Source organism: Amycolatopsis sp. NPDC059235 (assembly GCF_042754125.1).
In the GTDB taxonomy this organism is placed as follows: Bacteria; Actinomycetota; Actinomycetes; order Mycobacteriales; family Pseudonocardiaceae; genus Amycolatopsis; species Amycolatopsis albidoflava.
In genome coordinates, this window is sequence record NZ_JBHZAG010000036.1 from 18,344 (window position 1) to 40,976 (window position 22,633).

The 22,633-nt window shown below is 69.7% G+C and carries 23 protein-coding genes; 11 read left to right on the forward strand and 12 right to left on the reverse strand.

Annotated elements, in window-relative coordinates; translation table 11 throughout:
- Positions 1–69: 69 nt before the first annotated feature.
- A complete protein-coding gene (locus tag ACFXI3_RS23295) occupies positions 70–999 on the reverse strand; it encodes an NAD-dependent epimerase/dehydratase family protein (protein ID WP_344281820.1) in 930 nt (309 codons plus the stop codon).
- 26 nt (positions 1,000–1,025) lie between these two features.
- Positions 1,026–2,174 (reverse strand): DegT/DnrJ/EryC1/StrS family aminotransferase, encoded by a 1,149-nt coding sequence (locus tag ACFXI3_RS23300; protein ID WP_378402072.1) that lies wholly within the window; start codon positions 2,172–2,174, stop codon positions 1,026–1,028.
- 114 nt (positions 2,175–2,288) lie between these two features.
- On the opposite strand from ACFXI3_RS23300, the gene ACFXI3_RS23305 reads away from it, so the two are divergent.
- Both ACFXI3_RS23305 and lhgO read left to right on the forward strand, forming a co-directional pair.
- Positions 2,289–5,366, forward strand: coding sequence for a BTAD domain-containing putative transcriptional regulator (locus ACFXI3_RS23305; RefSeq protein ID WP_378402074.1), 3,078 nt, complete (start codon positions 2,289–2,291; stop codon positions 5,364–5,366).
- A 61-nt stretch (positions 5,367–5,427) separates the two neighbouring features.
- Positions 5,428–6,612, forward strand: coding sequence for an L-2-hydroxyglutarate oxidase (gene lhgO / locus ACFXI3_RS23310; RefSeq protein ID WP_344281829.1), 1,185 nt, complete (start codon positions 5,428–5,430; stop codon positions 6,610–6,612).
- A 19-nt stretch (positions 6,613–6,631) separates the two neighbouring features.
- On the opposite strand, the gene ACFXI3_RS23315 is transcribed toward lhgO, so the two are convergent.
- The 3 genes from ACFXI3_RS23315 to serS all read right to left on the reverse strand — a co-directional run bounded on the left by ACFXI3_RS23315 (position 6,632) and on the right by serS (position 9,473).
- Complete coding sequence (locus ACFXI3_RS23315) at positions 6,632–7,633, reverse strand: DUF3558 family protein (protein ID WP_378402076.1); 1,002 nt, start codon at positions 7,631–7,633, stop codon at positions 6,632–6,634.
- Between the two features lie 65 nt (positions 7,634–7,698).
- Positions 7,699–8,178 (reverse strand): hypothetical protein, encoded by a 480-nt coding sequence (locus tag ACFXI3_RS23320; protein ID WP_378402078.1) that lies wholly within the window; start codon positions 8,176–8,178, stop codon positions 7,699–7,701.
- A 26-nt stretch (positions 8,179–8,204) separates the two neighbouring features.
- Positions 8,205–9,473: a serine--tRNA ligase gene (gene serS, locus ACFXI3_RS23325; RefSeq protein WP_344281838.1), complete on the reverse strand. Its 1,269-nt coding sequence runs from the start codon at positions 9,471–9,473 to the stop codon at positions 8,205–8,207.
- A 152-nt stretch (positions 9,474–9,625) separates the two neighbouring features.
- Here serS and ACFXI3_RS23330 point away from each other — a divergent pair, with 152 nt between their 5' ends.
- The gene (locus tag ACFXI3_RS23330; RefSeq protein ID WP_344281841.1) at positions 9,626–10,906 is read left to right on the forward strand and encodes an aspartate aminotransferase family protein; all 1,281 of its coding nucleotides are present in this window, start codon (positions 9,626–9,628) and stop codon (positions 10,904–10,906) included.
- A gap of 49 nt (positions 10,907–10,955) precedes the next feature.
- Positions 10,956–11,492 carry a DUF4240 domain-containing protein gene (locus ACFXI3_RS23335; RefSeq protein WP_378402080.1) on the forward strand — a complete coding sequence of 179 codons (537 nt, stop codon included), beginning with the start codon at positions 10,956–10,958 and terminating at the stop codon, positions 11,490–11,492.
- 48 nt (positions 11,493–11,540) lie between these two features.
- Here ACFXI3_RS23335 and ACFXI3_RS23340 read toward each other — a convergent pair whose 3' ends face one another.
- Genes ACFXI3_RS23340 through ACFXI3_RS23355 form a run of 4 tightly spaced genes read right to left on the reverse strand, consistent with a single transcriptional unit; the run spans position 11,541 to position 14,790 of the window.
- Positions 11,541–12,455, reverse strand: coding sequence for a haloalkane dehalogenase (locus tag ACFXI3_RS23340; protein WP_344281847.1), 915 nt, complete (start codon positions 12,453–12,455; stop codon positions 11,541–11,543).
- A gap of 37 nt (positions 12,456–12,492) precedes the next feature.
- On the reverse strand, positions 12,493–12,945 hold the full coding sequence (locus tag ACFXI3_RS23345; RefSeq protein ID WP_344281850.1) for a DUF350 domain-containing protein: 453 nt from the start codon (positions 12,943–12,945) through the stop codon (positions 12,493–12,495).
- A 54-nt stretch (positions 12,946–12,999) separates the two neighbouring features.
- Positions 13,000–14,166 carry a glutathionylspermidine synthase family protein gene (locus ACFXI3_RS23350; RefSeq protein ID WP_344281853.1) on the reverse strand — a complete coding sequence of 389 codons (1,167 nt, stop codon included), beginning with the start codon at positions 14,164–14,166 and terminating at the stop codon, positions 13,000–13,002.
- Positions 14,167–14,790, reverse strand: coding sequence for a hypothetical protein (locus ACFXI3_RS23355; protein WP_378402083.1), 624 nt, complete (start codon positions 14,788–14,790; stop codon positions 14,167–14,169).
- Between the two features lie 97 nt (positions 14,791–14,887).
- On the opposite strand from ACFXI3_RS23355, the gene ACFXI3_RS23360 reads away from it, so the two are divergent.
- From ACFXI3_RS23360 to ACFXI3_RS23375, 4 genes are all read left to right on the forward strand, one after another.
- Positions 14,888–15,868 carry a septum formation family protein gene (locus ACFXI3_RS23360; protein WP_344281859.1) on the forward strand — a complete coding sequence of 327 codons (981 nt, stop codon included), beginning with the start codon at positions 14,888–14,890 and terminating at the stop codon, positions 15,866–15,868.
- A 3-nt stretch (positions 15,869–15,871) separates the two neighbouring features.
- On the forward strand, positions 15,872–16,222 hold the full coding sequence (locus tag ACFXI3_RS23365; RefSeq protein WP_344281862.1) for a metallopeptidase family protein: 351 nt from the start codon (positions 15,872–15,874) through the stop codon (positions 16,220–16,222).
- 153 nt (positions 16,223–16,375) lie between these two features.
- A complete protein-coding gene (locus tag ACFXI3_RS23370; RefSeq protein WP_378402085.1) occupies positions 16,376–17,617 on the forward strand; it encodes an MFS transporter in 1,242 nt (413 codons plus the stop codon).
- A gap of 57 nt (positions 17,618–17,674) precedes the next feature.
- Positions 17,675–18,133, forward strand: a complete 459-nt coding sequence (locus ACFXI3_RS23375; protein WP_378402087.1) for a hypothetical protein — start codon at positions 17,675–17,677, stop codon at positions 18,131–18,133.
- A 21-nt stretch (positions 18,134–18,154) separates the two neighbouring features.
- On the opposite strand, the gene ACFXI3_RS23380 is transcribed toward ACFXI3_RS23375, so the two are convergent.
- From ACFXI3_RS23380 to pheA, 3 genes are all read right to left on the reverse strand, one after another.
- On the reverse strand, positions 18,155–18,820 hold the full coding sequence (locus ACFXI3_RS23380) for a DUF4232 domain-containing protein (protein WP_344281871.1): 666 nt from the start codon (positions 18,818–18,820) through the stop codon (positions 18,155–18,157).
- Between the two features lie 150 nt (positions 18,821–18,970).
- Positions 18,971–19,588: a histidine phosphatase family protein gene (locus tag ACFXI3_RS23385; protein WP_378402089.1), complete on the reverse strand. Its 618-nt coding sequence runs from the start codon at positions 19,586–19,588 to the stop codon at positions 18,971–18,973.
- Complete coding sequence (gene pheA / locus ACFXI3_RS23390) at positions 19,585–20,490, reverse strand: prephenate dehydratase (RefSeq protein ID WP_378402091.1); 906 nt, start codon at positions 20,488–20,490, stop codon at positions 19,585–19,587. The genes ACFXI3_RS23385 and pheA overlap by 4 nt, the downstream gene beginning before the upstream one ends.
- A gap of 98 nt (positions 20,491–20,588) precedes the next feature.
- Here pheA and ACFXI3_RS23395 point away from each other — a divergent pair, with 98 nt between their 5' ends.
- From ACFXI3_RS23395 to ACFXI3_RS23405, 3 genes are all read left to right on the forward strand, one after another.
- On the forward strand, positions 20,589–21,212 hold the full coding sequence (locus ACFXI3_RS23395) for a macro domain-containing protein (RefSeq protein ID WP_344281880.1): 624 nt from the start codon (positions 20,589–20,591) through the stop codon (positions 21,210–21,212).
- Positions 21,213–21,345: 133 nt separating this feature from the next.
- Complete coding sequence (gene coaA, locus ACFXI3_RS23400; protein ID WP_344281883.1) at positions 21,346–22,281, forward strand: type I pantothenate kinase; 936 nt, start codon at positions 21,346–21,348, stop codon at positions 22,279–22,281.
- Between the two features lie 173 nt (positions 22,282–22,454).
- A complete protein-coding gene (locus ACFXI3_RS23405) occupies positions 22,455–22,604 on the forward strand; it encodes a hypothetical protein (RefSeq protein ID WP_344281886.1) in 150 nt (49 codons plus the stop codon).
- Positions 22,605–22,633: the final 29 nt, after the last annotated feature.

Genomic DNA, 22,633 nt, shown 5'->3' on the forward strand with positions numbered 1-22,633 from the left:
GGCTTTCCTTCTGCCGGGCCCGCAGTGCTCATTACGCATTCCCCTCGGAAGACGCGCCGACGGAAGTACTCACTCGGAGTCCCGCACCAAAGCGCGCATGCCCTCTTCGACGGTGATGGTCGGCTCCCAGCCGAGCACCTCGCGGGCGCGGGTGATGTCCGCGGCGCGGCGGGAGACGAGGACGTCGCGCTTGTTGAAGACCGGCTCGACGTCGACGCCGACGGCCTCGATCAGAATCTTCGCCAGCGTGGCGATCGAGGTGTCGATGCCGGTGCCGATGTTGATCGGCAGGTTCGACTGCTCCGACTCCAGCGCCGCGACGACACCCTTGGCGAGGTCGGTCACGTGCACGAAGTCCATCGACTGGTCGCCCGCGCCGTCGATGATCGGCGGCTGGCCGGCGCGCAGGCGCTGGATGAAGTGGTTGATGACCGAGGTGTAGTACGCCTCGATCTTCTGGCCCGGGCCGTACACGTTGAAGAAGCGCAGCGCGTTCCAGGAAAGGCCCTTGGTGCGCTCGTAGAAGCCCAGCAGGTCCTCGCCCGCGCGCTTCGAAATGCAGTACGGGGTGAGCGGGTTCAGCTTGTCGTCCTCGTGCATCGGCAGCCGCTCCGGCTCGCCGTATACCGAGGCGCTGGAGGCGAACACCAGGCGCTCGACGCCCTCGTCGGCCGCGGCGGCGAAGACGTTGTTGTTGCCGACCATGTTGATGTCGATCGACTCGCCCGGGTCCGCGACCGACTTGTTGATCGACACGGTGGCGAAGTGGATCGCGTGCGTGCAGCCGCGGATGGCCTCGCGGACGCCGACGCCGTAGCGCACGTCCTTCTCGACCAGTTCGACCTTGCCGGTGGCGACGAACTCGTTGACGCGGTCACGGTCGCCGCGGGTCATGTTGTCGAAGATGCGGACCGTGTAGTCCTTCTCCAGCAGCAGCGGGATCACGTGCGAGGCGATGAAACCGCCGGCGCCGGTGAAGAAAACTTTCTTGTCGGACATGGGTTCTCCTCAGGAAGGTCGGCGGGTCAGGAAAGGGCGGACACGGCTTCGCGCACGGTGGCGACCACGCGCTCGACTTCGCTGTCGGTGAGTTCCGCGTGCATCGGGATCGCCAGCTGGCGACGGAACGCGTCGGCGGAGACGGGCAGCGGCTGCTGCTCGCCGTACACCGGCTGCAAGTGGGAGGCGTAGGTGCCGAAGTTGCACTGCACGCCCTGCTCGCGGATCCGCAGCGCCAGCGCGTCGCGGCTGATCTCCGGGGCCACCGTCATCAAGTATGCCTGCCACGGGTGCTCGCGGTCGGGCGCCTCGACCGGCACGGTCAGCGCGTCGACATCCTCGAACGCCTCGTGGTAGCGCTTGGCCACCGAGCGGCGGGCGGAGAGCAGGTCGGGCAGGCGGTCGAGCTGCACGCCCATGATCGCGGCCTGGATGTCCGACAGCCGGAAGTTCCAGCCGAGCTCGTGGAACGTCGGGATCGGCAGTTCCTGCGAGCCCTCGCGGGTGAACGCCGGCTCGATGCCGTAGGTGTGGATCTTGCGCGCGTGCGCGATCAGGTCCTCGCGGTTCGAGACCAGCGCGCCGCCCTCGCCCGCGGTGATGCCCTTGCGGCCGTGGAAGGAGAACGCGGCGAGGTCGGCGAGGCTGCCTGCCGGGCGGTTGCGGTAGGTCGCGCCCGCGGAGCAGGCGGCGTCCTCGAACAGCCACAGGCCGTGCTTGTCGGCGATCGCGCGGTACTCGTCGAAGTCGCCGGGCTGGCCCGCGACGTCGACGGCCAGGATGCCCACCGTGCGCGGCGTGATGAGCGCTTCGATCGCGGCCGGGTCGGCGCTGAAGATGTCCGGGCGGATGTCGGCGAAGACCGGCTTGGCGCCGGCCTGCAGCACGGCGTGGCCGGTCGCCGGGAAGGTGTAATCGCCGACGATCACCTCGTCGCCGGGCTGGACGCCGAGCACCTTCAGGCCCAGGAACAGGGCGGAGCCGCAGTTGCTGGTGGTCAGAGCGTGCGCGGTGCCGGTCAGCTGCGCGAACCGCTCCTCGAAGCGACGGCACGCCGGGCCCGCGCCGGCCAGCCAGCCGGAACGGAACACTTCGGCGACGGCTGCGAGCTCTTCGTCGCCGACGGTCGGCTTCCCGAGCAGGACGGGTTCGCCCACTGTAGATCTCCTGTGCATCGGGGTGTCCCGCATTGCGCGGGGTCGCGCCGAAGTGTATAGAAGTCGCGCTCGACGCCTGTTTCGGGGACAGAACCCACGGGTAAACACCCGATTGGGGCATAGGCTCACGGGATGCGGATCGGGGTACTGGGGGCCGTCGTCGCGTGGGACGGCGCGGGCGGGACGGTCGCCGTGGGCGGACCGCGAGGCCGGGCGCTGCTCGCCTTGCTCGCGGCGGACGCCGGGCGGTTCGTGTCCGCCGAGCGGCTCATCGACGGGCTCTACGGCGAGGACCCGCCGGACGGCGCGGCCAACGCGCTCCAATCGCAGGTCTCGCGGCTGCGCAGCGCGCTGAAACTGCCGATCGAACTCACCTCGGCGGGGTACCGCCTCCGGATCGAACCGGACGAAGTGGACGCGCACCGGTTCGAACGACTGGCCACCGAAGGCCGTCGCGAACTGGCCGCGGGCGACCCGACACGGGCCAGCGATCTGCTCGGCGAAGCGCTGGCTCTGTGGCGCGGACCGGCGTTCGCGGACGTCCCGACCGCTGAAGTGCAGACCACCCGGCTGAGCGAGCTGCGCGCCGAGGCAGCAGCCGACCGGGTCGACGCGGAGATCTCGCTCGGCCGCGCCGCCGACGTTCTCGACGAGCTGCGCACCGCCGTCGCCGAGAACCCCTTGCGCGAACGGTCGCAGGCCCAACTGGTGCGGGCCCTGCACGCGGCTGGCCGGACCGCCGAGGCGCTGGCCGCCTTCGAGGACGCCCGCCGAACGCTCGCCGACGAACTGGGCGCGGACCCTGGTCCAGACCTCACCGAGGCGCATCTGGCGGCTCTGCGCGGCGAGTCCGCGAACGCCGCGACGCCGTTGCCCGCACAGCTCACGAGCTTCGTCGGCCGGGACAACGAGCTGAAGCAGGTCGCGGATCTCCTGCGACAGGCTCGGCTCGTCACGCTGCTCGGTCCGGGCGGGACCGGGAAGACCCGGCTGGCCATCGAAGCCGCGGCGGACGCGGGGCCGTGTGTCTTCGTGGAGCTGGCTCCGCACGTTGCCGACGACGTCCCGCAGGCCGTCCTCACCGCGCTCGGCCTGCGCGAGGGGGCTCGCGGTCGCCAGGATCCCGTCGAACGGCTTGTGTCGGCGCTGCGCGACCAGGCGACGTTGCTGGTGCTGGACAACTGCGAACACGTCATCGCCGCCGCAGCACGGTTGGTCGCGCAGCTGCTGCCCGCTTGCCCCGGGCTGCGCGTCCTCGCGACGAGCCGGGAACCGCTCGGTATCACCGGCGAGCAGCTCGCGCCGATCCCCCGGCTGGCCGTTCCGCCGCCCGGTGATCCAGCCGTCGAGACCTATCCCGCGGTCCGGCTGTTCCTCGATCGCGCTCGGGCGAGCGACCCCGCATTCCGGCTGACCGACGAAACCGCGGCCGACGTCGTACGGATCTGCACCGCGCTCGACGGCCTCCCGCTCGCCCTGGAACTGGCCGCCGCCCGAGTGCGCACGCTGCCCGTCGCCGACCTCGCCGCACGGCTCGACGACCGCTTCCAGCTCCTCGCCCGAGGCAGCCGCACCGCGGACGAACGGCACCGGTCGCTCCGCGGCGTCGTGGAATGGAGCTGGGATCTCCTCGATGACGACGAACGCCGCCTCGCCCGCCGGCTGACTGTCTTCACCGGCGGCGCGACGATCGCGTACGCCGAGCAGGTGTGCGACGTCCCGGTCGACCTGCTCCCCGAACTCGCCGACAAGTCGCTCGTGGAGCCTTCGCTCGGGCGTTACCGAATGCTGGAGACGATCCGCGCGTTCTGCGCGGAAAAGCTCGACGCCGCAGGCGAGACCGACCGCTTCCGGCACGCGCACGCACAAGCGTTCCTGCGGCTCGCCGAAGAAGCCGACCCGAAGCTGCGTACCTCCGAACAGCTGGACTGGCTGCGGAAAATCGACGCTGAGTACGACAACATCGTGGCCGCGCTCCGCTGGTCGGCCGCGGCGGATCCCTCGATTGCCTTGCGGATCGCCACCGCGCTGTCGATGTATTGGTGGCTGCGCGGACGACGTTACGAAGGCGCGGCGCTGTCGATGGAAATCGTGCGCCACTGCCAAGCGGAACCGCCGGAAGGACACCGCGAGCAATTCCTCATGTGCCTGCTGACCGCGATGGCCGGTGCGCCCGAAGCCGCTGAGACGGCGAACTATCGGTCCTATGTGGAGCAGTACCTAGTGGACAGTTCCTGGACACCGGAGCATCCGATGATGCTCATGCTGTCCGGTGTCGTGCTGGGGCCGCCGGAGGACGACGAAGCGCGGCTTCGGCTGTCCGGGCTCCAAAACCACCCCGACCCATGGCTCACCGCACTCGTGCCGATGGGCGACGGGCTGCGTTCGATGCTCGCCGGGGAACTCGACGAAGCCGAGCGCGGCCTGCGAGAGGGCGAGGCGCGTTACCGAGCGCTCGGCGAACGCTGGGGGCTGTCGATGGCGCTCGACCACCTGTCGCAACTGCTGGTTTTACGAGGCCGTCATGAGGAAGCACTCGCCGCGATGACCGAGTCCCTGTCGCTGATGCAGACGCTCGGCGCGACCGACGACTACGCGGACCTGCTGTGCCGTCGCGGCGACAGCCGGGCGTTGCGCGGCGATCTCAAGGGCGCGAAGGCCGACTACGAGCGCACCGTCGAGCTGGCCCACCGCACCGGGATGCCCGAGACGCGAGGCAGCGGTCACGTCGGCTTGTCCGGCCTCGCCCGCCGCTCCGGCGATCTGGCCGGCGCGCGGGCTCTCGCCGAGCAAGCGCTTGCCGAGTGCACGGCGGACTCGTTCTCGGCCGCCATGGTGCGGGCACTCGCGTCGATCGCGCTCGGCTGGATCGACGTCGCCGAGCACCGCCCGGAGGACGCCCGCCGCCGGATGCGGCTGGGGGTCGAGACCGCGCACCGCTGGCATGACCACGGGTCACTGGCCGTCGCGTTCGAGGGCGTCGCCGGGGTCTTCGCCGAGGAGGGCCGATTCGCCGACGCCGCCACGCTGCTCGGCGCGGCAGCCGCGGTGCGCGGGGCCGCCGTGCCCGGCCAGCACGATGTCGCGCAGGTCACCGCGGCCGCGGAGAAGGCGCTCGGAGCCGACGCGTTCGCCGCCGCTTACACCGCCGGTAAGCAGCTCGAACCGCCCCAGCGGCTCGCGTTGGCCGGATTGTCCCCGGTTCAGTGAACGGGTACCACGCCGTCGGGGGGTACGCAGCGCCGCACCGAAGCGCGTAGCCTTCCCTGCCGTGCGGAACGTAGTTGTGATCGGTGGGGGAATCGTCGGGCTGTCGGTCGCGTGGGAACTGTCCCAGCGCGGTCAGGACGTGACGGTGCTCGAAAAGGAAGCTCGCTGGGCTGCGCACCAGACCGGGCACAACTCCAATGTCGTGCACGCCGGGCTCTACTACAAGCCGGGCTCGTTCAAGGCGCGGATGTCGGTCGGCGGCAACCGGTCCATTGTGGATTTCGCCCGGCAGTACGGGGTGCCGGTCGAGGTGTGCGGCAAGCTCGTGGTGGCCACGCGGGAGGAGGAGATCCCCGCGCTGGACACGCTCGCCGAGCGCGCCGAGGCCAATGGCGTGCCCGCCAAGCGGATCACCCCCGCGGAGGCCCGCGAGTACGAGCCGGAGGTGTCCTGCGTCGCCGCGCTGCGCGTCGAGTCGACCGGGATCATCGACTTCCCGGCGGTGTGCGCGGCGCTCGTGCGACTGCTCGACGAGGCGGACGCGGACCTGCGGCTGAACACGCCCGCGCTGGGCATCCGCCCGGCTCGCGGCGGCGGCGTCGAGGTGGCCACCGGCTCCGAGGTGCTGCACGCGGACGCGCTCGTCAACTGCGCCGGCCTGCACGCGGACCGCGTCGCCGAGCTGGCCGGCCTCACGCCGAGCGCGCGCATCGTGCCGTTCCGCGGCGAGTACTACGAGCTGAAGCCGGAGCGTCGCCACCTCGTGCGCGGCCTGATCTACCCGGTGCCGGACCCGACGCTGCCGTTCCTCGGCGTGCACCTGACCCGCATGCTGGACGGCAGCGTCCACGCGGGCCCGAACGCCGTACTCGCGCTGCGCCGCGAGGGTTACCGCTGGGCGGACGTGTCGGTGAAGGACCTCGCCGACGTCGCCCGCTTCCCCGGCGCGTGGAAGCTCGCGCGCAAGTACGCGTACCCGACCGGCCTCGAAGAGGTGCTGCGGTCGTTCTCGAAGAAGCGCTTCGCCGCCAGCCTCGCGCAGCTCGTGCCCGCGGTCACCGAGGACGACATCGTGCGCCACGGCTCCGGCGTGCGGGCGCAGGCGCTGCGACCGGACGGTTCCCTGGTGGACGATTTCCTCATCGAGTCCACAAAGGACCAGGTGCACGTGCTCAACGCGCCGAGCCCGGCGGCGACGAGCGCGCTGGAGATCGCCAAGTACATCGCCGACCAGGTGACCGACTGAACCGTCCGATGTAGACGGTTCAGGAGGGCAGATTCCCCGACACCATCGGGATTCCGGCCTTGATGACGTCGCACGCCTTGGTCTTGTCCGCCAGCTGCCCGCTGACGATCTGGATCGAGGCGGTGTCCGAAACCGCGAGCCCGGCCGCGCAGATCACGCCGCCGGAATCGTTGAAGTTCGGGAACAGCGACCACTTCCGGCCGTTCGCGTCGATCTGCTCGGTCGGCGCGACATCCATGCCAGGCCAGCGTTTCAGCGGCACGTCCGGGCCGACCCAGACCTCGAACGGCTTCTGCCCGCCGTCGCCGTCGGTGTCTTTCCACAGGCAGTAGGTCACGTTCGGCGAGATGACCTTGGAGCTGTCCAGTTCGCCGTTCGGCACCATCTTCAGCTGCTGCGCCTGTTCCGGCTTCAGCAGCTGGCACGGGTTGACCGACGCGAGCGGCCCGGTCGGCGCGGTGCCCTCCGGCGGGGTGCTCGACGCGATCGGCGGCGCGGGCTGCCCGCCCGGCAGATGCGCGGCCGCCTGCGGGATGACCTGCTTCGCGCGCTCGCACGCCTGCGCTTCGTCCGAAAAGGACACACTCACGAAGGCGAACGACTTCGGCCCGAGCGTGGTGTACAGGTCGCAGCTGCCGCCCATGAACCCGGCGTAGCGCGTCCACGGAAACCCGCCGAGCTGCACCGGGTCGGCCTTCTTGATGGCGCCCTGGAGGTAGTCGTCGAGGCTCAGGTCCACCGACCAGCCGACGGACATGACGATCGTGTGCTCGGTGTCCGTCGCGGTCCACAGGCACATCGCGGGCGCGCGCTGCGCCTTGCTGGCCTTCACCGACCTGCCCTGCGGCTTGTAGCCGAGCCCGGCGAGCTGCTTCGCGTCGAGCAGCGCGCACGGGTCGACGACCGGCGTGACCGGCCCCTGCCCCGGCACCGGCGAAGCCACGCCGCTCACCTGCTGCGTGCACCCGGCGAGCAGCATCGCGACCGCCGCCAGGGCGAGCGCCGCTCCTTTGAACCTCATCAGCTGCCTCCTCCGCTCCGCACCCTACTGACCAGTGCGGTACCGCACCTGCGGAACGGGAAGGATCAACCCGGCGGCTTCGGCACCGCGCGCCGCACGACGAGCGCGGACACCCCGGACGCCACCACGGTCACCGCGGCGGCGGCGATCGCGACGGCCATCGTGGTTCCGCTCACCTGCGGCCGGAGCGGATGCGAGTTCGGCACCAGCAGCGCGACACCGGAGCCGATCGCCGCGAGCAGCAGCCCGAACAGCCAGATCCGCAGCGCGCCTTGGCGAAGCGTCGCGAGGAACTGCGCGTCCGCGGACCGGAACATCGGCCGCCGGTCCCTCCCCCGCACCAGCATGACCCCGTTGACGACGAGGCAGAACGCCGCGCCGCCGATCGCGATCAGCCCGAACCGGAACGACGCGTGCGTCCCCTTCTCCGCGGTGAAGAGCAGCCAGCCCGCGGTCGCGAGCACCGCGAAAGCAAGGGCGTAGTCCACTGTGGCCAGTGGACCCGCCTTGCGCAGCGCGGGGACCAGGGCTCTGTGGGATTCCATCTGAGGTTGTCTCGCCTTCGCGAAGTTCAGCGCTTGACCGGCTCCAGCACCTCGAGCCCGCCGAGGAACGGACGCAGCGCCACCGGCACCCGGACCGAACCGTCGGGCTGCTGGTGGTTCTCCACGATCGCGACGATCCAGCGCGTGGTCGCCAGCGTGCCGTTCAGCGTGGCGGCCGTCTGCGGTTTGCCGTTGTCGTCGCGGTAGCGGACGGACAGCCGGCGGGCCTGGAACGTGGTGCAGTTGGACGTCGACGTCAGCTCGCGGTAGGTCTCCTGCGTCGGAACCCACGCCTCGCAGTCGTACTTGCGGTAGGCGGACGTGCCGAGGTCGCCGGTCGCGGTGTCGATGACCCGGTACGGGACCTCGATCGCGGCCAGCATGTCCTCTTCCCAGCCCAGCAGCCGCTCGTGCTCGGACTCGGCGTCCTCCGGCTTGGCGAAGACGAACATCTCGACCTTGTCGAACTGGTGCACGCGGATGATGCCGCGGGTGTCCTTGCCGTACGACCCGGCCTCGCGGCGGTAGCACGACGACCAGCCGGCGTAGCGGCGCGGACCGGCGCCGAGATCGAGGATCTCGTCCGAGTGGTAGCCCGCGAGCGGAACCTCCGACGTGCCGACGAGGTACAGGTCGTCGTCGCGCAGCCGGTACACCTCCGACGAGTGCGCGCCGAGGAAGCCGGTGCCGGCCATGATCTCCGGGCGGACCAGCGACGGCGTGATCATCGGCGTGAAGCCGTTCGCCATCGCGCGCGCCACGGCCATGTTCAGCAGCGCCAGCTGCAGCTGCGCGCCGACGCCGGACAGGAAGTAGAACCGCGAGCCCGACACCTTCGCGCCGCGCTCCATGTCGAGCGCGCCGAGGCCTTCCATCAGCTCGAGGTGATCGCGCGGGGCGAAGTCGAACGACGGCACCTCGCCGACGGTCTTCAGCACCGCGAAGTCGTCCTCGCCGCCGATCGGCGCGTCCGGGTGCACCAGGTTCGGCAGGATGCGGAACAGCTGGTCGAACTCTTCCGAAGCCTCGTTCTGCTCGACCTCGGCGGCCTTGACCTGCGCCGACAGGTCCTTGGCGCGGGCGAGCAGGGCGGGCTTGTCCTCGGGAGAGGCCTTCGGCACCTGCTTGGACACGGACTTCTGCTCGGCCCGCAGCTTGTCGGCGGTGGCGATCGCAGAGCGGCGGCGCGTGTCGAGGTCGAGCAGCTTGTCGACCACTCCCTCGTCCTCGCCACGGGCACGCTGCGACGCGCGCACGGCTTCCGGGTCTTCGCGCAGAGTCCTGGGGTCAATCACGCACCGAAGGGTAGTCGCAGGCCAGCCGGGACTTCGACGCGGTTTCCCGTACACACTGTGCGGCGCCCCGAAGACAACCCGACAGTCTGATCGTTGTCGCCCGTTTCCCGCGCTCCCCATACTCGCTAGAACCCGGAGCGGAGGGAACTCACATGACCGACGACCTGCTCTCGCGCCACCGCGCGGTGCTCCCGTCCTGGATGTCCCTGCTGTACGACGAGCCGATCGAAATCGTGCACGCGCAGGATCGCCGTCTCACCGATTCCACCGGCCGCACCTACCTCGACTTCTTCGCCGGCGTGCTCACCAACGCCATGGGCTACGACATCTCCGCGATCAGCGACGCCGTCCGCAAGCAGCTGGACACCGGCGTCCTGCACACCTCCACGCTGTACCTGATCCGCTCGCAGGTGGAGCTGGCCGAGCGGATCGCGGAACGCTCCGGCATCCCGGACGCCAAGGTGTTCTTCACCAACTCCGGCAGCGAGGCCAACGACACCGCGCTGATGCTCGCCACCCAGTACCGCCGCAGCAACCAGGTGCTGGCGATGCGGAACTCCTACCACGGCCGGTCGTTCGGCACGGTCGCGATCACCGGCAACCGCGGCTGGTCGGCGTCGTCGCTGAGCCCGATCAAGGTCAACTACGTCCACGGCGGCTACCGCTACCGCAGCCCCTTCCGCGACCTGCCCGACGCGGCCTACATCGACGCCTGCGTCGCCGACCTGGTGGAACTCCTGGAAACCGCCACCGCCGGCGACGTCGCCTGCCTGATCGCCGAGCCGATCCAGGGCGTCGGCGGCTTCAGCTCCCCGCCGGACGGCCTGTTCAAGGCGATGAAGGAAGTCCTGGACGACCACGGCATCCTGTTCGTCTCCGACGAGGTCCAGACCGGCTGGGGCCGCACCGGCGACCACTACTGGGGCATCCAGGCGCACGACGTGGTGCCGGACATGATGACCTTCGCGAAGGGCCTGGGAAACGGCCTGGCAGTAGGCGGCGTGGTCGCCCGAGGCGACGTTATGGACTGTTTCAAAGCAGAGTCGTTCTCCACCTTCGGCGGCAACCCGGTGTCCATGCAGGGCGCGCTGGCCGTGCTGGACTACATCGACGACCACGACCTGCAGGCGAACTGCAAAGCCCGCGGCGACCAGCTGATGCGGGGCCTGCGCGCGGCGAACAGCCCCTTCGTCGGAGAGGTGCGCGGCAAGGGCTTGATGATCGGCGTCGAACTGATCGAGCCGGGCACCACGACGCCGAATGTCCGCGCTGCCAAGCAAATGCTGGAAGAAACGAAAGACCGCGGGCTGCTCATCGGAAAGGGCGGGCTGCACAAAAACGTCCTGCGCATCGGACCGCCGATGACGCTCACCGAAGCCGAGGCCGCCGAGGGTCTGCAGATCCTGCTCGACTCGCTGGCCGCCCTGTCCTGACCGCTCGCCCCGCCGATTTTGTCGTACCCCGGTGCGAAGATCCGTGCTCGTGAACACCGAACAGTTCTGGGCGTTGATCGACCAGGCACGCGGCCAGACCTCCGCACCGAGCGACAGCTACGAGGTAGCCGAACAAGCCCGCGCGTTGCTCGCCGCGCGTCCGCGGGAGGAGATCGTGGCCGCCCAGCAGATCGTCTGCGACCTGTTGGCCGACTCCTACCGCGGGTCGCTGTGGGCAGCCGCCTATCTGGTCAACGGCGGCTGCTCCGACGACGGCTTCGACTACTTCCGCGGCTGGCTGGTCGTGCAAGGCCGGGAGGTCTTCGAACGGATCACGGCCGCCCCAGACGAATTGGCCGAACTGTCCGCGACGCGCGAGGCCACGACGAACGGCGAAGAACTGGAGTGCGAAGCCACCCTGGGCATCGCGTCGAACGCGCACCTCGACGCGACCGGAGAGGAGCTTCCCGCTGACTCGTTCACGGTCCGGTACCCGTCGCTGGACCCCGAGTGGGAGTTCGATTACGAGGACGCCGCCGAGATGCGGCGCAGGCTGCCTCGCTTGGCCGCGGCCTGTTTGAACTGATCCCGCGGCGCCGCAAGCCGTGCGGGAACCGTCCCGCACGGCAGCCGGTCAGCGGCGGACGAAGCGCGCCACGTGCTCGGCGAGCGTCTCCCCCGCGTCCTCCTGCAGGAAATGCCCCGCCCCAGCGACCGTCGGGTGGTCCAAACCAGCCGCCCCGCGCATCGACCGCTGCAGAATCGGCCCCATCGCGCCGGTGATCGGATCCCCGTCCGAGAACGCGCACAGGAACGGCACGTCCAGCTCAGTCAGCGTCGCCCAAGCCGCCCGGTTGGCCTCCGACGCCGGATCGTCCGGCCGCGTCGGCACCAGCCCCGGCATCGCCCGCGGTCCGGCCTTGTACATCTCGTTCGGGAACGGCGCGTCGTAAGCCGCGCGAATCTCCTCCGACAGCGGTGTCTGGCAGCCGGCCTGCACGCACCGCCCGACGTCCAGGATCTGCGCGCCCTCCACCGCCTCCCGGAACTTGTGCCACACCGGAGGCATGTCCACATCCCCCGTCGGCAGCCCGGTATTGGCCGCGACCACACCGGCGAAGCGCCCCGGGTTCTCGGCCACCAGCCGCAGCCCGATCAGCCCGCCCCAGTCCTGCCCGACCACCGTGACCCCTTCGAGCCCGAGGACGTCGAACGAGAACCGGCGCATCCACTCCACGTGCCGCGCGTAACTGTGGTCGACGATCTCCGCGGGCTTGTCCGACCGCCCGAACCCGACCAGGTCCGGCGCGATCGCCCGCAGCCCGGCGTCGGCGAGCACCGGAAGCATCTTCCGGTAGAGGAACGACCAGCTCGGCTCGCCGTGGAGCAGCAGAACCGGCGGCCCGTCGGCGGGTCCCGCCTCGACGTAGCCGACTCTGATCAGGCCGCCGTCCGGGTCGGACAGGTCGGTGTACTGAGGTTCGAACGCGAAGTCGGGCAGATCCGCAAACCGGTCTTCCGGCGTCCTGAGCAATCGCACGGTTCCCACGTTAGTGGGAACGGGACCGCGCGGCAGTGCGCGAACGCTACGAAATCGCTACCGCGACGACCAGCCCGAGCCCCAGGTGCGCCGCCGCGACGACGACGCTGGCCGGCGCGAACTTCTCGCTCTGGATCGTGGACCCGACATCGATCCGGGTCGCCCACTCCAGCAGCCGCACGGCCAGCACCTGAACGATGACCCCGATCAGGCCGTAGACCAGCGACGTGATCAGCCCGGCGGTCAGGTCGCTCGCGGAACTGTAGATCGCCACGACCACGATGAACGCCATCGACAGCAGCCCGGACGCGGTCACGATCACCGCGTTCGGCAGCCCGCGGGTGACCAGCTTCGACAGCTTGCCCGGCGTGGTGAAGTCGATCGCGTAGAAGCCGGCGAACATCAGCAGCAGGCCGACGATGCCGTACAGCAGGATCGCGCCGATGCCGCGCACGAGGTCGGAACCGAACGTTGCGGGCAGCGCGAGCGTCGTGGACACGGAGTCTCCCTGGATGGCCGAGTCAGCTCAGCAAATCGGACATCCAGGGTTTTATCACGACTCCGGAATCCGGTGCGGGACAAACGCCGCACCGTCGTCGGTGACGAGTCCGCTGGTCTCGCGGATGCCGAGCCCCGCCGACTGGTCGCCGACGATCCACGCGCCCAGCGCGGGCCGGTATCCGTCGAACTCCGGCAGCGGGTCGAACGCCTGGTAGACGTAGCCTTCCGCGCCGTAGACCCCGTCCGTCTGCGTCTCGTACCCGGTGGCCACGATCTGCACGTTCGCGCCCTCGCGGCCGAGCTTCGGCTTGCGCACGTACTCGGTGAGGAGGCCGGGGTCGTCAGCGAACGCGGGCAGCAGGTTCGGGTGCCCGGGGTAGTTCTCCCACAGCACCGCGAGCAGCGTCTTGTTCGACAGCAGCATCTTCCACAGCGGTTCGACCCACAGCGTGCGCGGCATGGTCTCCACCGCGAACTTGCCGAACTCCTCGTCGACGACCCACTCCCACGGGTACAGCTTCACCACCGTGGACATCTGCGCCTCGGCGAGGTCGACGAACCGCTTGAGCACCGGGTCCCAGCCGATCTCCTCGATCGCGAGCCCGACCGTGTCGAGCCCGGCCTCGGCGGCGGTCTCCTGCAGGTACGCCGTGGTCACGTGGTCCTCGCCGCTCGGGTCGGCCGCGGACCAGGTGAAGTGCAGTTCGTTCGACGGCAGCTTGCCGCCGAGTTCCTCCCAGCGCTCCACCAGCTTCTCGTGGATGGAGTTCCACTGGTCGTCTTCCGGGAAGACGTCGGTCTTCCAGTGCCACTGCAGCAGCGACGCCTCCAGCAGCGTGGTCGGCGTGTCCGCGTTGTACTCCAGCAGCTTGGCCGGCGATTTGCCGTCGTAGCGCAGGTCGAAGCGGCCGTAGACGTGCGGGTCCTGGCGCTTCCACGATTCCGCGATGTGCGGCCACACCCACTCCGGGATGCCGAAGCGCTGGTACTGCTCGGTGGTCACGACGTTGTCGACGGCCTCCAGGCACATCGAATGCAGCAGTTCGACGTCCGCCTCGAGCGAGAGCACCTCGTCCATGTCGAAGACGTAGTGCACCGACTCGTCCCAGTACGGCCGCGGCTTGCCGGTGCCGTCGCGTGCCGGGGTGCCGTAGACCAGGCCCTGCTCTTCGACGATCCGCTGCCAGTCGCGGCGCGGTTCCCGCCGGTCCCGATACACCTACGAGCCTCCGCTCTTGCCGGTCCCGCCGGTGCCTCCGGAGGTGCCGCTCTTGCCGCTGATGCCGAACCCGCCGCGCTGGACGCTGGTGCCCGACTTGGTCGAAACGTTGGTGTTGCCCGACGGCGCGGTGTAGCTGCCGCCGGACACGTGCTGCCCGATGTTCCCGGTGCCGCCGTAGTTGTAGCGGTACTGGGTGAACCCGCCGCCGCCCGGAATCGGGATGAACCAGAACCCGCCGCTGTAGTGCCCGCCGTGGGTCTGGGCGTAGTTCTCGGTGCAGTATTCGTCGTTCTGGATGACCCCGTCGGACGAGACGCAGGACGCGGTGACCTCGGCGGGCTTCGCGATCGTGTAGAACGTCGCGACCAGCCCGACGAGACCGACAGTGACCCCGCTGCCGATCAGGATCTTGCGTTTGGTGGCCGCCTTCGCGTCCGCCGCCTCCCGCGCCGCCAGGGCTTCCTGCCGCTCGCGTTCCTGGTCGGCGATGGCCTGTTTACGGGCCCGTTGTTCGGCCACCGAGGGCTGCCGCGGCTGCGTGTTCGCGTCCTGGAACCGCATCGAACCCGGCTTCTTCTGCTCCTCGGTCGGCTGCGCGCCGCTGTTGTCGTCTTGCGTCATGTGCGCTCCGTAATCCCCCAGCACTGCAAACCCCGCGTTCCACCCTAATCGACCCGGCACACGCGCGGTTCATGCGGCGCGGGCATCATGGGTATCGATGTCTCAACGCTCGGAGCGGTTCCCTTCGCGTATGCAGACCCTGACCACCCGCGTGGTGATGGCCGGGGTGTTCTTCGGCGCGGTCATCGCGCTGGCCTTGAGCGTCGCCTTCTCCTGGACCGACACGCTCGCCGGCGGCGCGGGCGGCGGGGAGGGCAAGCTCACCGAGGCCGCCCAGCAGGCCTTCCACTCGCCGCCGGGCACCTGCCTGACCTGGAACGCCAAGGACGCCTCGGACGCGCACCAGGTGCCGTGCACCCAGCCGCACCTGTTCGAGGTCACCACCGTGGTCGACATCGGCGCGAAGTTCCCGCAGCAGGCTCCGTTCCCGAGCCTCGACCAATGGCAGGACATCGCGCAGCAGCAGTGCAACAGCGACGTGCGGCCGTACCTCGGCCACCCGCTCGACCCGTACGGCAAGCTCACCACCAACCTGCTGCGGCCCACGTCGGCGCAGTGGTCCGGCGGCGACCGCCAGCTGCGCTGCGGCCTGCAGTTCGCCGGTCCGGGCGGCGGCCTGCAGCCCACCACCGGCGCGGCGAAGACCCAGGACCAGTCGATGGTGTGGGCCCCGGGCACCTGCCTCGCGCTGGCGGGCAAGGGCGTCGGCGACCCGGTCGACTGCAGCAAGCCGCACTCCTACGAAATGATCGCGACGCTGGACCTGGCCTCGCACTTCAAGGACGGCTACCCGAAGCTGGACGACCAGAAGTCCTGGCTCGACACCGAGTGCAACAAGGCCGCGAAGGACTACACCGGCAGCTCTGATCTCTCCTCGAAGAAGCTCACGCTGGGCTGGGACTCGCGCGAGCAGGAGAGCTGGGACGCCGGGTCCACCAAGGTCAACTGCAAGGTCGCGGCCACGCTGCAGGACGGCAGCGGGTTCCAGGCGGTCACCGGCAGCGTGAAGAGCGGCTCCTCCAGCTCGTCCGGCCAGCAGCAGAGCCCGCCGCCGAGTTCCGGTTCCGGCGGGAACTGAGCGGTGCCCGTCGAGATGAGCCAGGCCCGGTTCGAGGAACTCGTGGCCGACGCGCTCGACCAGGTGCCCGCGGAGTTCGCCGCGGCGATGGACAACGTCGTGGTGCTGGTCGAGGAGTTCAACGAGGAAGCGCCGGACATCCTCGGGCTCTACCACGGCATCGCGCTCACCGAGCGCACCAGCCACTACAGCGGTGCGCTGCCGGACCGGATCTCGATCTACCGGGAGCCGATCCTCGACATCTGCGACACCGAGGACGACGTCGTCGAGGAAGTCCTGATCACCGTCATGCACGAACTCGGCCACCACTTCGGCATCGACGACGAGCGGCTGCACGAACTCGGCTGGGGCTGATTCCGGCGGAACCCCGCCAGCCCGTTGCTCTTCCCTGCTCAACAACGCAGCGCCACCGCGGAAAACACCGAAGGTCATCAAAGCGTCACAGAACGCGGCTGATCTCTTTAGACTGTCCTGATCAGGCAGTTTCCGGTTTTCGTGAGGTGGTTTGTGTCGCATCGGACGACGGACGGCCGGCTGCGCTGGCTGCTCGCTTCGAGCGGCACGTCGAACCTCGCCGACGGCATCGCCAAGGTCGCCTTCCCGCTGCTGGCCACCACGCTGACCCGCGATCCGGTCGAGATCGCCGCGCTTTCGGCGGTGCAGTTCCTGCCGTGGCTGCTGTTCGCCATCCCGGCGGGAACGCTCGTCGACCGGATCGACCGCAAGAAGGCGATGATCGCCGCGAACGCGATGCGCGCGCTCGTGGTCGCCGCGGTCACCGCGCTGCTCGCGTTCGCCGCGATGGAGATTTGGACGATTTACGTCGCGTCGCTGCTCGTGGGCATCGCCGAAACGGTCGCGGAGAGCGCGGCGAACGTGCTGCCGCCCTCGCTGGTCGAGGCGGACCGGCTGGAGAGCGCCAACAGCAAACTGCAGGCCTGCGAGATCGTCGGCCAGACCTTCCTCGGCGGCCCGGTCGGCAGCGCCACCTTCGCGATGTTCGCGGTCTTCCCGTTCCTGCTCTCGTCCGTCGGCTTCGCGGTCGGTGCCGCAGTGCTGCTGGGCATGGCGGGCAGCTACCGGCCGCGGCAGGAAGCCAAGTCGCACATCCGGGCGGATTTCGCGGACGGTTTCCGCTGGCTGCGGCGGCATTCGCTGTTGCTGCGACTGCTCGCGATCGCCGGTCTGCTCAGCCTGATCAGCGAACTGGCCCAGGCGCAACTGGTGCTGTACGCGCTGGAAGACCTGCATTTGTCCGACGCCACCTTCGGCGCTTTCGCGTTCGTCGGCGGTGCCGGCGGCCTGCTCGGAGCCGGGCTGACGCCGCGACTGGTCCGGCGCATCGGACGGCGGACGGTCCTGGTCGGCGGGGTGTTGTTCTGCGCGCTCGGCTTCGGCGGCATGGGCCTGGTGCGCCAGCCGGTGGTATCCGCGGTGCTGTTCGGCGTCTTCGCGGCGGCGGTGGTGGCGGTGAACGTGGTGCTCGCGACCGCGCGCCACACGCTCGTGCCCGGCGAGCTTCTCGGCCGCGTGCTCGGGGTGTGGCGGACGGTCGTCTGGGGCGCGATTCCGCTCGGCGCGCTCCTGGGCGGATTACTCACGAAGCTGCTCGGATCGGCGGGCGACACCTTCACCGCTTCCGGCGTTCTGCTGCTGTTCGTGACCGCTTACGCACTGTTCGCGCTGCGCGGACGCCCGCTCGATGACAAAACGGCCTCGACCGGGGACGGAGTCTGTTCGCAGCAGTGATCCGGCGCGGTTTTGGTGCTGAAATAGCACCTCACCCCGGCCGCCCGGAGGTACGTGATGACTGCGCTCGACACTCCGCCGCTGCCGGACGACGACCGCGACACCGACCTGGAGTCACCGCCTCCCGCCACCCGCCGGCCGCTCGTCCTCGCCGCCGTCGCCGGGTTCGTGCTCGGCACCTGCGTGGTCGGGCTGCTGTGGGGACTGTCCGGCCAGCGCGCCGGAGCGAATGTCGACGCGGCGGCCGCGTGCGCCGCGTTCGCTCGCGCTGGGCACATCCCGGACACCACGGGCGGCGTCGACGCGGCGCAGTTCACCCGGATGTCCGACGATTCGGTGCACCGCGTCACCGGCGCGATGGAGCTGGCCAAGGCGGCGGCGACCTTCGACGGCAACTACCAGCCGCTGGCCAAAAGCCTCGAAGCGGTGAACAAGATGGTGCTCAGCAGCCGCTTCGACAACCGCGACCAGCAGGCCGCCGTCGTCCAGGTGGAACAACTCTGCGCGCGGGGCTGACCCCCACGCGCAGAGCCTCGGTCAGGCCTTGTGCACGGTCTTCACGCCGAGCTGCTTGCCCGGGATGTTCGTGCCCGCGCAGCCGAGGCCGTCGAGCGGCACGAACTTCGACGCCTTCTCCTGCGGCAGGTACACACGCAGGCCCTTGACCTGGGTCGGCTTGCACACGGCCGGGTCGAAGTTGCGCACCTGCGCGAACTGCAGGTCGGCCGCGGCGGACTGGCCGGGAGCCAGCTTCACCGGCGCGCCCTTGGCGCCGTCGCGATCGGCGGCCGGGCCGATCTGGGCCCCGTTCTCGCCGCCGACGTAGGACACGCCAGGGAAGCCCTGGATAGTGCACGGCGTGCCGCTGGTGTTCTTGATCAGCAGCGGCCGGTACTCCGAACCGGCGCCGGCGTCGCCGCCGCCGAGCGACAGGGAAACGTCGCCTGCCTTGCACAGGCCGTTGTCGGCGGGCGGCTTATCGGCCGGAGCCGAGCCGCCGCTGGGCGCGGACGACGCGGAAGAAGGAGCCGACGACGCGGCGGACGAAGCCGACGACATCGGACTGCTCGACGGGGTGTCCGAACTCGCCGGGCCGCTCGCGGCGGGAGCGCCCTGGCCGCACGCGGAAAGCAGCAGCGCCCCCGACGCGCCCACTGCGGACAGGAAGACCAGGGAAAACCACGGTTTCTTCGTGTTTGCCATCTCACTCGCCTCGCTGTGCTGGTGAACGCCGAACTGGGTGGAACCTCTTCCGGAGGACGTGCCATGTCCGGACGGGGTTGCTCCGCATCCGGTGAGTTCCCCACCGGATGCGGGTTCACTCAGCGTTTCCCCGAGCGAGTGATCAACCGCTCACGAAAGGCGGGTGTCGACCCAGCGGACGCACTCCCATCCGTGGTCGCGGGCTTCCAGCTCGACGAACTTCGTATTCGGGATCAGCGCCTCGTTCGCCAGCTCGGCGGGCACGTTCGCGGCCAGCCACTCCCCGGCGAGCCGGATCGCGCCGCCGTGGCTGACCAGCACGACCACGCCGTCCGGCGAGGTTTCCTCGTGCTTGGCCCGCAGCTCGCCCGCCGCGCCGAGCATCCGGTCGCGCACCTGCGTGCCGGTCTCGCCGCCGGGGATCGAGACGTCGAGGTCGCCTTCCGTCCAGGCCTTCACCACGTCCAGGTAGACGCCGATCGAGTCCGGGTCGGTATTGCCTTCGAGGTCGCCGGCGTCGACCTCCTTGACGCCCTCGATCACCTGCACGTCGAACCCGAACGCCTCGGCCAGCGGCGCCGCGGTCTGCTGCGCCCGCACCGCCTCCGACGCGTACACCGCCACGATCGGCTCGGATTTCAGCTGCTCGGCAAGCGCCGCGGCCTGCTCCCGGCCGAGTTCGGTGAGCGGCGGACCGGGCAACGCGGTGTCCAGCGCGCGGCGGACATTGCCTTCCGTCTGCCCGTGTCGGACCAGCAGCAACCTCATGCGCCCTCTCCCTTCAAAACGGCGTCGACCCAAGCCTGCGCGTCGAGGAAATCCTGGTTCCCCGCGCCGTCCTCGATCGTGGCCGCGACCTCGTCCGCTCGCGGGTACGAACCGAGAAAGCGCAGGTGGGAGCGTCGGCGCAGGGCGGCCATCGCGTCGACGATCCGGGGTTCGGCGACGTGCCCCTCGAAGTCGATGAAGAACCGGTACTCGCCGAAGTTGCTGCGCGTCGGCCGGGCGTCGATCCGGGTCAGGTTGATCCCGCGAACGGCCAGCTCCACCAGCAGATCGGACAGCGTCCCGGTGCGGTTGACCGCGGCCGCGACGATCGACGTGCGGTCGGCTCCGGTGGGCGCGGGCAGTTCGCCGGGGCGGCGCACCATCAGGAACCGGGTCTGCGCGTCGCGGACGTCGGCGACGCCGGTCGCCAGCTCCTCCAGCGGGTAGTGCTCGATCGCGACCGGCGCGGACACGGCCGCGTCGAAATCGCCCTCGACCACGCCGACGGCGGCGGCCGCGGTGGACGACGAGGCGACCGGGGTGGCGTCCGGCAGGTTCGCCTCCAGCCATTCGCGCACCTGGGCGAGCGCGTGCGGATGGCTCGCGACGGTGCGGATTTCGCCGCCGCCCGGCCGTTTGAGCACGCTGAAGTGGATGGGCAGGATCGTCTCGGCCGTGGCGACGAGCGGATCCCCGTCGCTGAGCCCGTCGAGCGTCGCGGGGACCACGCCCTCGACGGAGTTCTCGATCGGCACGCACGCGGCGTCCGCGGCGCCGTCGCGGACAGCCTGCAGCGCCAGCCGGACGGTCTCGTAGGGGGTCAGGTCCTCGCCCGGCGCGAGCGCGCGGGCGGCCTGCTCGGTGAACGTGCCCTGAGGGCCGAAATACGCGATCCGCAACACGGGAGTCAGGCTAGCGACCGAGTGCGTGGCGCTTTTCACTCGGACAGCCGGTGGCTAAACCGGTTACGCCGGGTGGCGTTTTTTGCCATGCTGGAACGGTGACCGCCGACTCAGGCACACACGCCGGGCACGGGGAAGCCGTTTCGCCGGTTTCTCCCCGAACGCCGGAATTGGTGCTGTGCGCCGTCGATGAACCGCTGGCCGCGGCGTGGACCTCCGCCGTGGCGGACGTCGGCGGCTCTGTCCGGGTGCATCGCGGTTCGGTGCTCGACATCGCCGCGCAGGCGGTGGTCAGCCCGGCCAACTCCTACGGCTGGATGCGCGGCGGGATCGACGCGGTCTACGCGCGGGCGTTCCCCGGCATCGAGCAGAGCGTGCGCAGCGCGGTTTTGGCTTCATACGGCGGTGAGCTGCCGATCGGCGAGTCGGTGATCGTCCCGACCGGCGAGTCCGAACCGGCGTGGCTGATCAGCGCGCCGACCATGCGCGAGCCCGGCGAACGGCTGCCCGCCGACACCGTCCACCCGTATCTCGCGGCGCGCGCGGTGTTCCTGCAGTGGCAGCGCGGGCAGCTGGATTCCGGCTCGGTCGCCTCGGCGGTGCGGACGATCGCGATGCCCGGTCTCGGCACCGGCGTCGGCGGCGTGGCACCGGCCACCTGTGCCCGTCAGGTCGCCGCCGCGTGGCAGGAAGTGTTCGGGGCCAACGGTCACCTTCGGTGATCGAATACCTCTCGGCTCAGGGGTGCGTGCATCACATCACAGCGCGTTCACGCGCGGTAAGCCCTACCGTTGATACGGCGTTACGGAAGTAGCGCAGACGGAGCCAGCGCAGGCGACGGCCGAGGAGTGTGCGATGCCCACACGGGTCCGTGAACTCAGCCCTTATGTAGAGCTGCATCGGGAACAGTGGCGGGAGCTGCGCAGCTCCACTCCGCTGCCGCTGACCGCGGACGAGCTGGTCCGGCTCCGCGGGCTCGGGGAACAAATCGATCTCGCCGAGGTCGCCGACGTGTACCTGCCGCTTTCGCGGCTGATCAACCTCCAGGTGAAGGCCCGGCAACAGCTGTACGAGGCCACCACGACGTTCCTCGGCGAGGACTGCCGCAACACCAAAGCGCCGTTCGTGATCGGCGTCGCGGGCAGTGTCGCGGTCGGCAAGTCGACCACCGCCCGGATCCTGCGCACCCTGCTCGCCCGCTGGCCCGACCACCCGCGCGTCGACCTCGTGACGACCGACGGGTTCCTCTACTCGCGCGCCGAGCTGACCCGGCGCGGGATCATGCACCGCAAGGGTTTCCCGGAAAGCTACGACCGGCGCGCCCTGCTGCGGTTCGTCACCGAGGTGAAGTCCGGGGCAGAGCGGGTGTCCGCGCCGGTGTACTCGCACCTGGCCTACGACATCCTCCCGGACCAGGAGCAGGTCGTGGAGCGGCCGGACATCCTGATCATCGAGGGGCTGAACGTCCTGCAGCCCGGCCCGAGCCTGACCGTTTCGGATCTGTTCGATTTCTCGATTTACGTCGACGCGCACATCGACGACATCGAGCATTGGTATGTCGAGCGATTCCTGAAGCTGCGGCACACCGCGTTCGCCGACCCGGCGTCGCACTTCCACCATTTCGCCGGCCTGGACGACGACGAGGCCCGCGAGGAAGCGCGGCACCTCTGGCGCACCATCAACGAGCCGAACCTGATGGAGAACATCAAGCCGACCCGGCCGCGTGCGACGCTCGTGCTTCGCAAGGACGCCGACCACGCCATCAACCGTGTTCGATTGCGGAAACTCTGAGCGTCACCCACACGCGCCTCACTGGCCTCCTTCTGCTCTCTTTCTGCGCAAGAGCCGGGTAATTGACCGATCGGTCAGCGTCTTCGTAACCACTTGGCCGATACCAGCGCCCCGGTCCGCAAGCGACCCTGAAAGCAGCAGGAAGTCGCACTTGACCTGCGAAGGAGGCCACGATGTTGACTATCGTCCTGACCTGGGTCGGCGCGGTATTGGGATTGACGCTGCTGGTCGCGATGGCCGCGGGGGCGTTCGTCGTCGACTTCGACGACGCGCTGCGCGAACGGCGCCTGAAGGCACGCGGCACGGCGGAGCCGACCAGCTGAGGCCTGAGCTTTCGGTCCAGGCAAGATGT

What these genes read in the sequence shown, in the direction of transcription:
- ACFXI3_RS23375 (WP_378402087.1), top strand. Translation starts at nt 17,675, where the DNA reads ATGACTGCGCTCGACACTCCGCCGCTGCCGGACGACGACCGCGACACC.
- ACFXI3_RS23320 (WP_378402078.1), bottom strand. Translation starts at nt 8,178, where the DNA reads ATGGAATCCCACAGAGCCCTGGTCCCCGCGCTGCGCAAGGCGGGTCCA.
- ACFXI3_RS23360 (WP_344281859.1), top strand. Translation starts at nt 14,888, where the DNA reads ATGTCTCAACGCTCGGAGCGGTTCCCTTCGCGTATGCAGACCCTGACC.
- ACFXI3_RS23330 (WP_344281841.1), top strand. Translation starts at nt 9,626, where the DNA reads ATGACCGACGACCTGCTCTCGCGCCACCGCGCGGTGCTCCCGTCCTGG.
- ACFXI3_RS23315 (WP_378402076.1), bottom strand. Translation starts at nt 7,633, where the DNA reads ATGAGGTTCAAAGGAGCGGCGCTCGCCCTGGCGGCGGTCGCGATGCTG.
- ACFXI3_RS23300 (WP_378402072.1), bottom strand. Translation starts at nt 2,174, where the DNA reads ATGCACAGGAGATCTACAGTGGGCGAACCCGTCCTGCTCGGGAAGCCG.
- ACFXI3_RS23405 (WP_344281886.1), top strand. Translation starts at nt 22,455, where the DNA reads ATGTTGACTATCGTCCTGACCTGGGTCGGCGCGGTATTGGGATTGACG.
- coaA (WP_344281883.1), top strand. Translation starts at nt 21,346, where the DNA reads ATGCCCACACGGGTCCGTGAACTCAGCCCTTATGTAGAGCTGCATCGG.
- ACFXI3_RS23355 (WP_378402083.1), bottom strand. Translation starts at nt 14,790, where the DNA reads ATGACGCAAGACGACAACAGCGGCGCGCAGCCGACCGAGGAGCAGAAG.
- ACFXI3_RS23295 (WP_344281820.1), bottom strand. Translation starts at nt 999, where the DNA reads ATGTCCGACAAGAAAGTTTTCTTCACCGGCGCCGGCGGTTTCATCGCC.
- ACFXI3_RS23380 (WP_344281871.1), bottom strand. Translation starts at nt 18,820, where the DNA reads ATGGCAAACACGAAGAAACCGTGGTTTTCCCTGGTCTTCCTGTCCGCA.
- ACFXI3_RS23305 (WP_378402074.1), top strand. Translation starts at nt 2,289, where the DNA reads ATGCGGATCGGGGTACTGGGGGCCGTCGTCGCGTGGGACGGCGCGGGC.
- ACFXI3_RS23385 (WP_378402089.1), bottom strand. Translation starts at nt 19,588, where the DNA reads ATGAGGTTGCTGCTGGTCCGACACGGGCAGACGGAAGGCAATGTCCGC.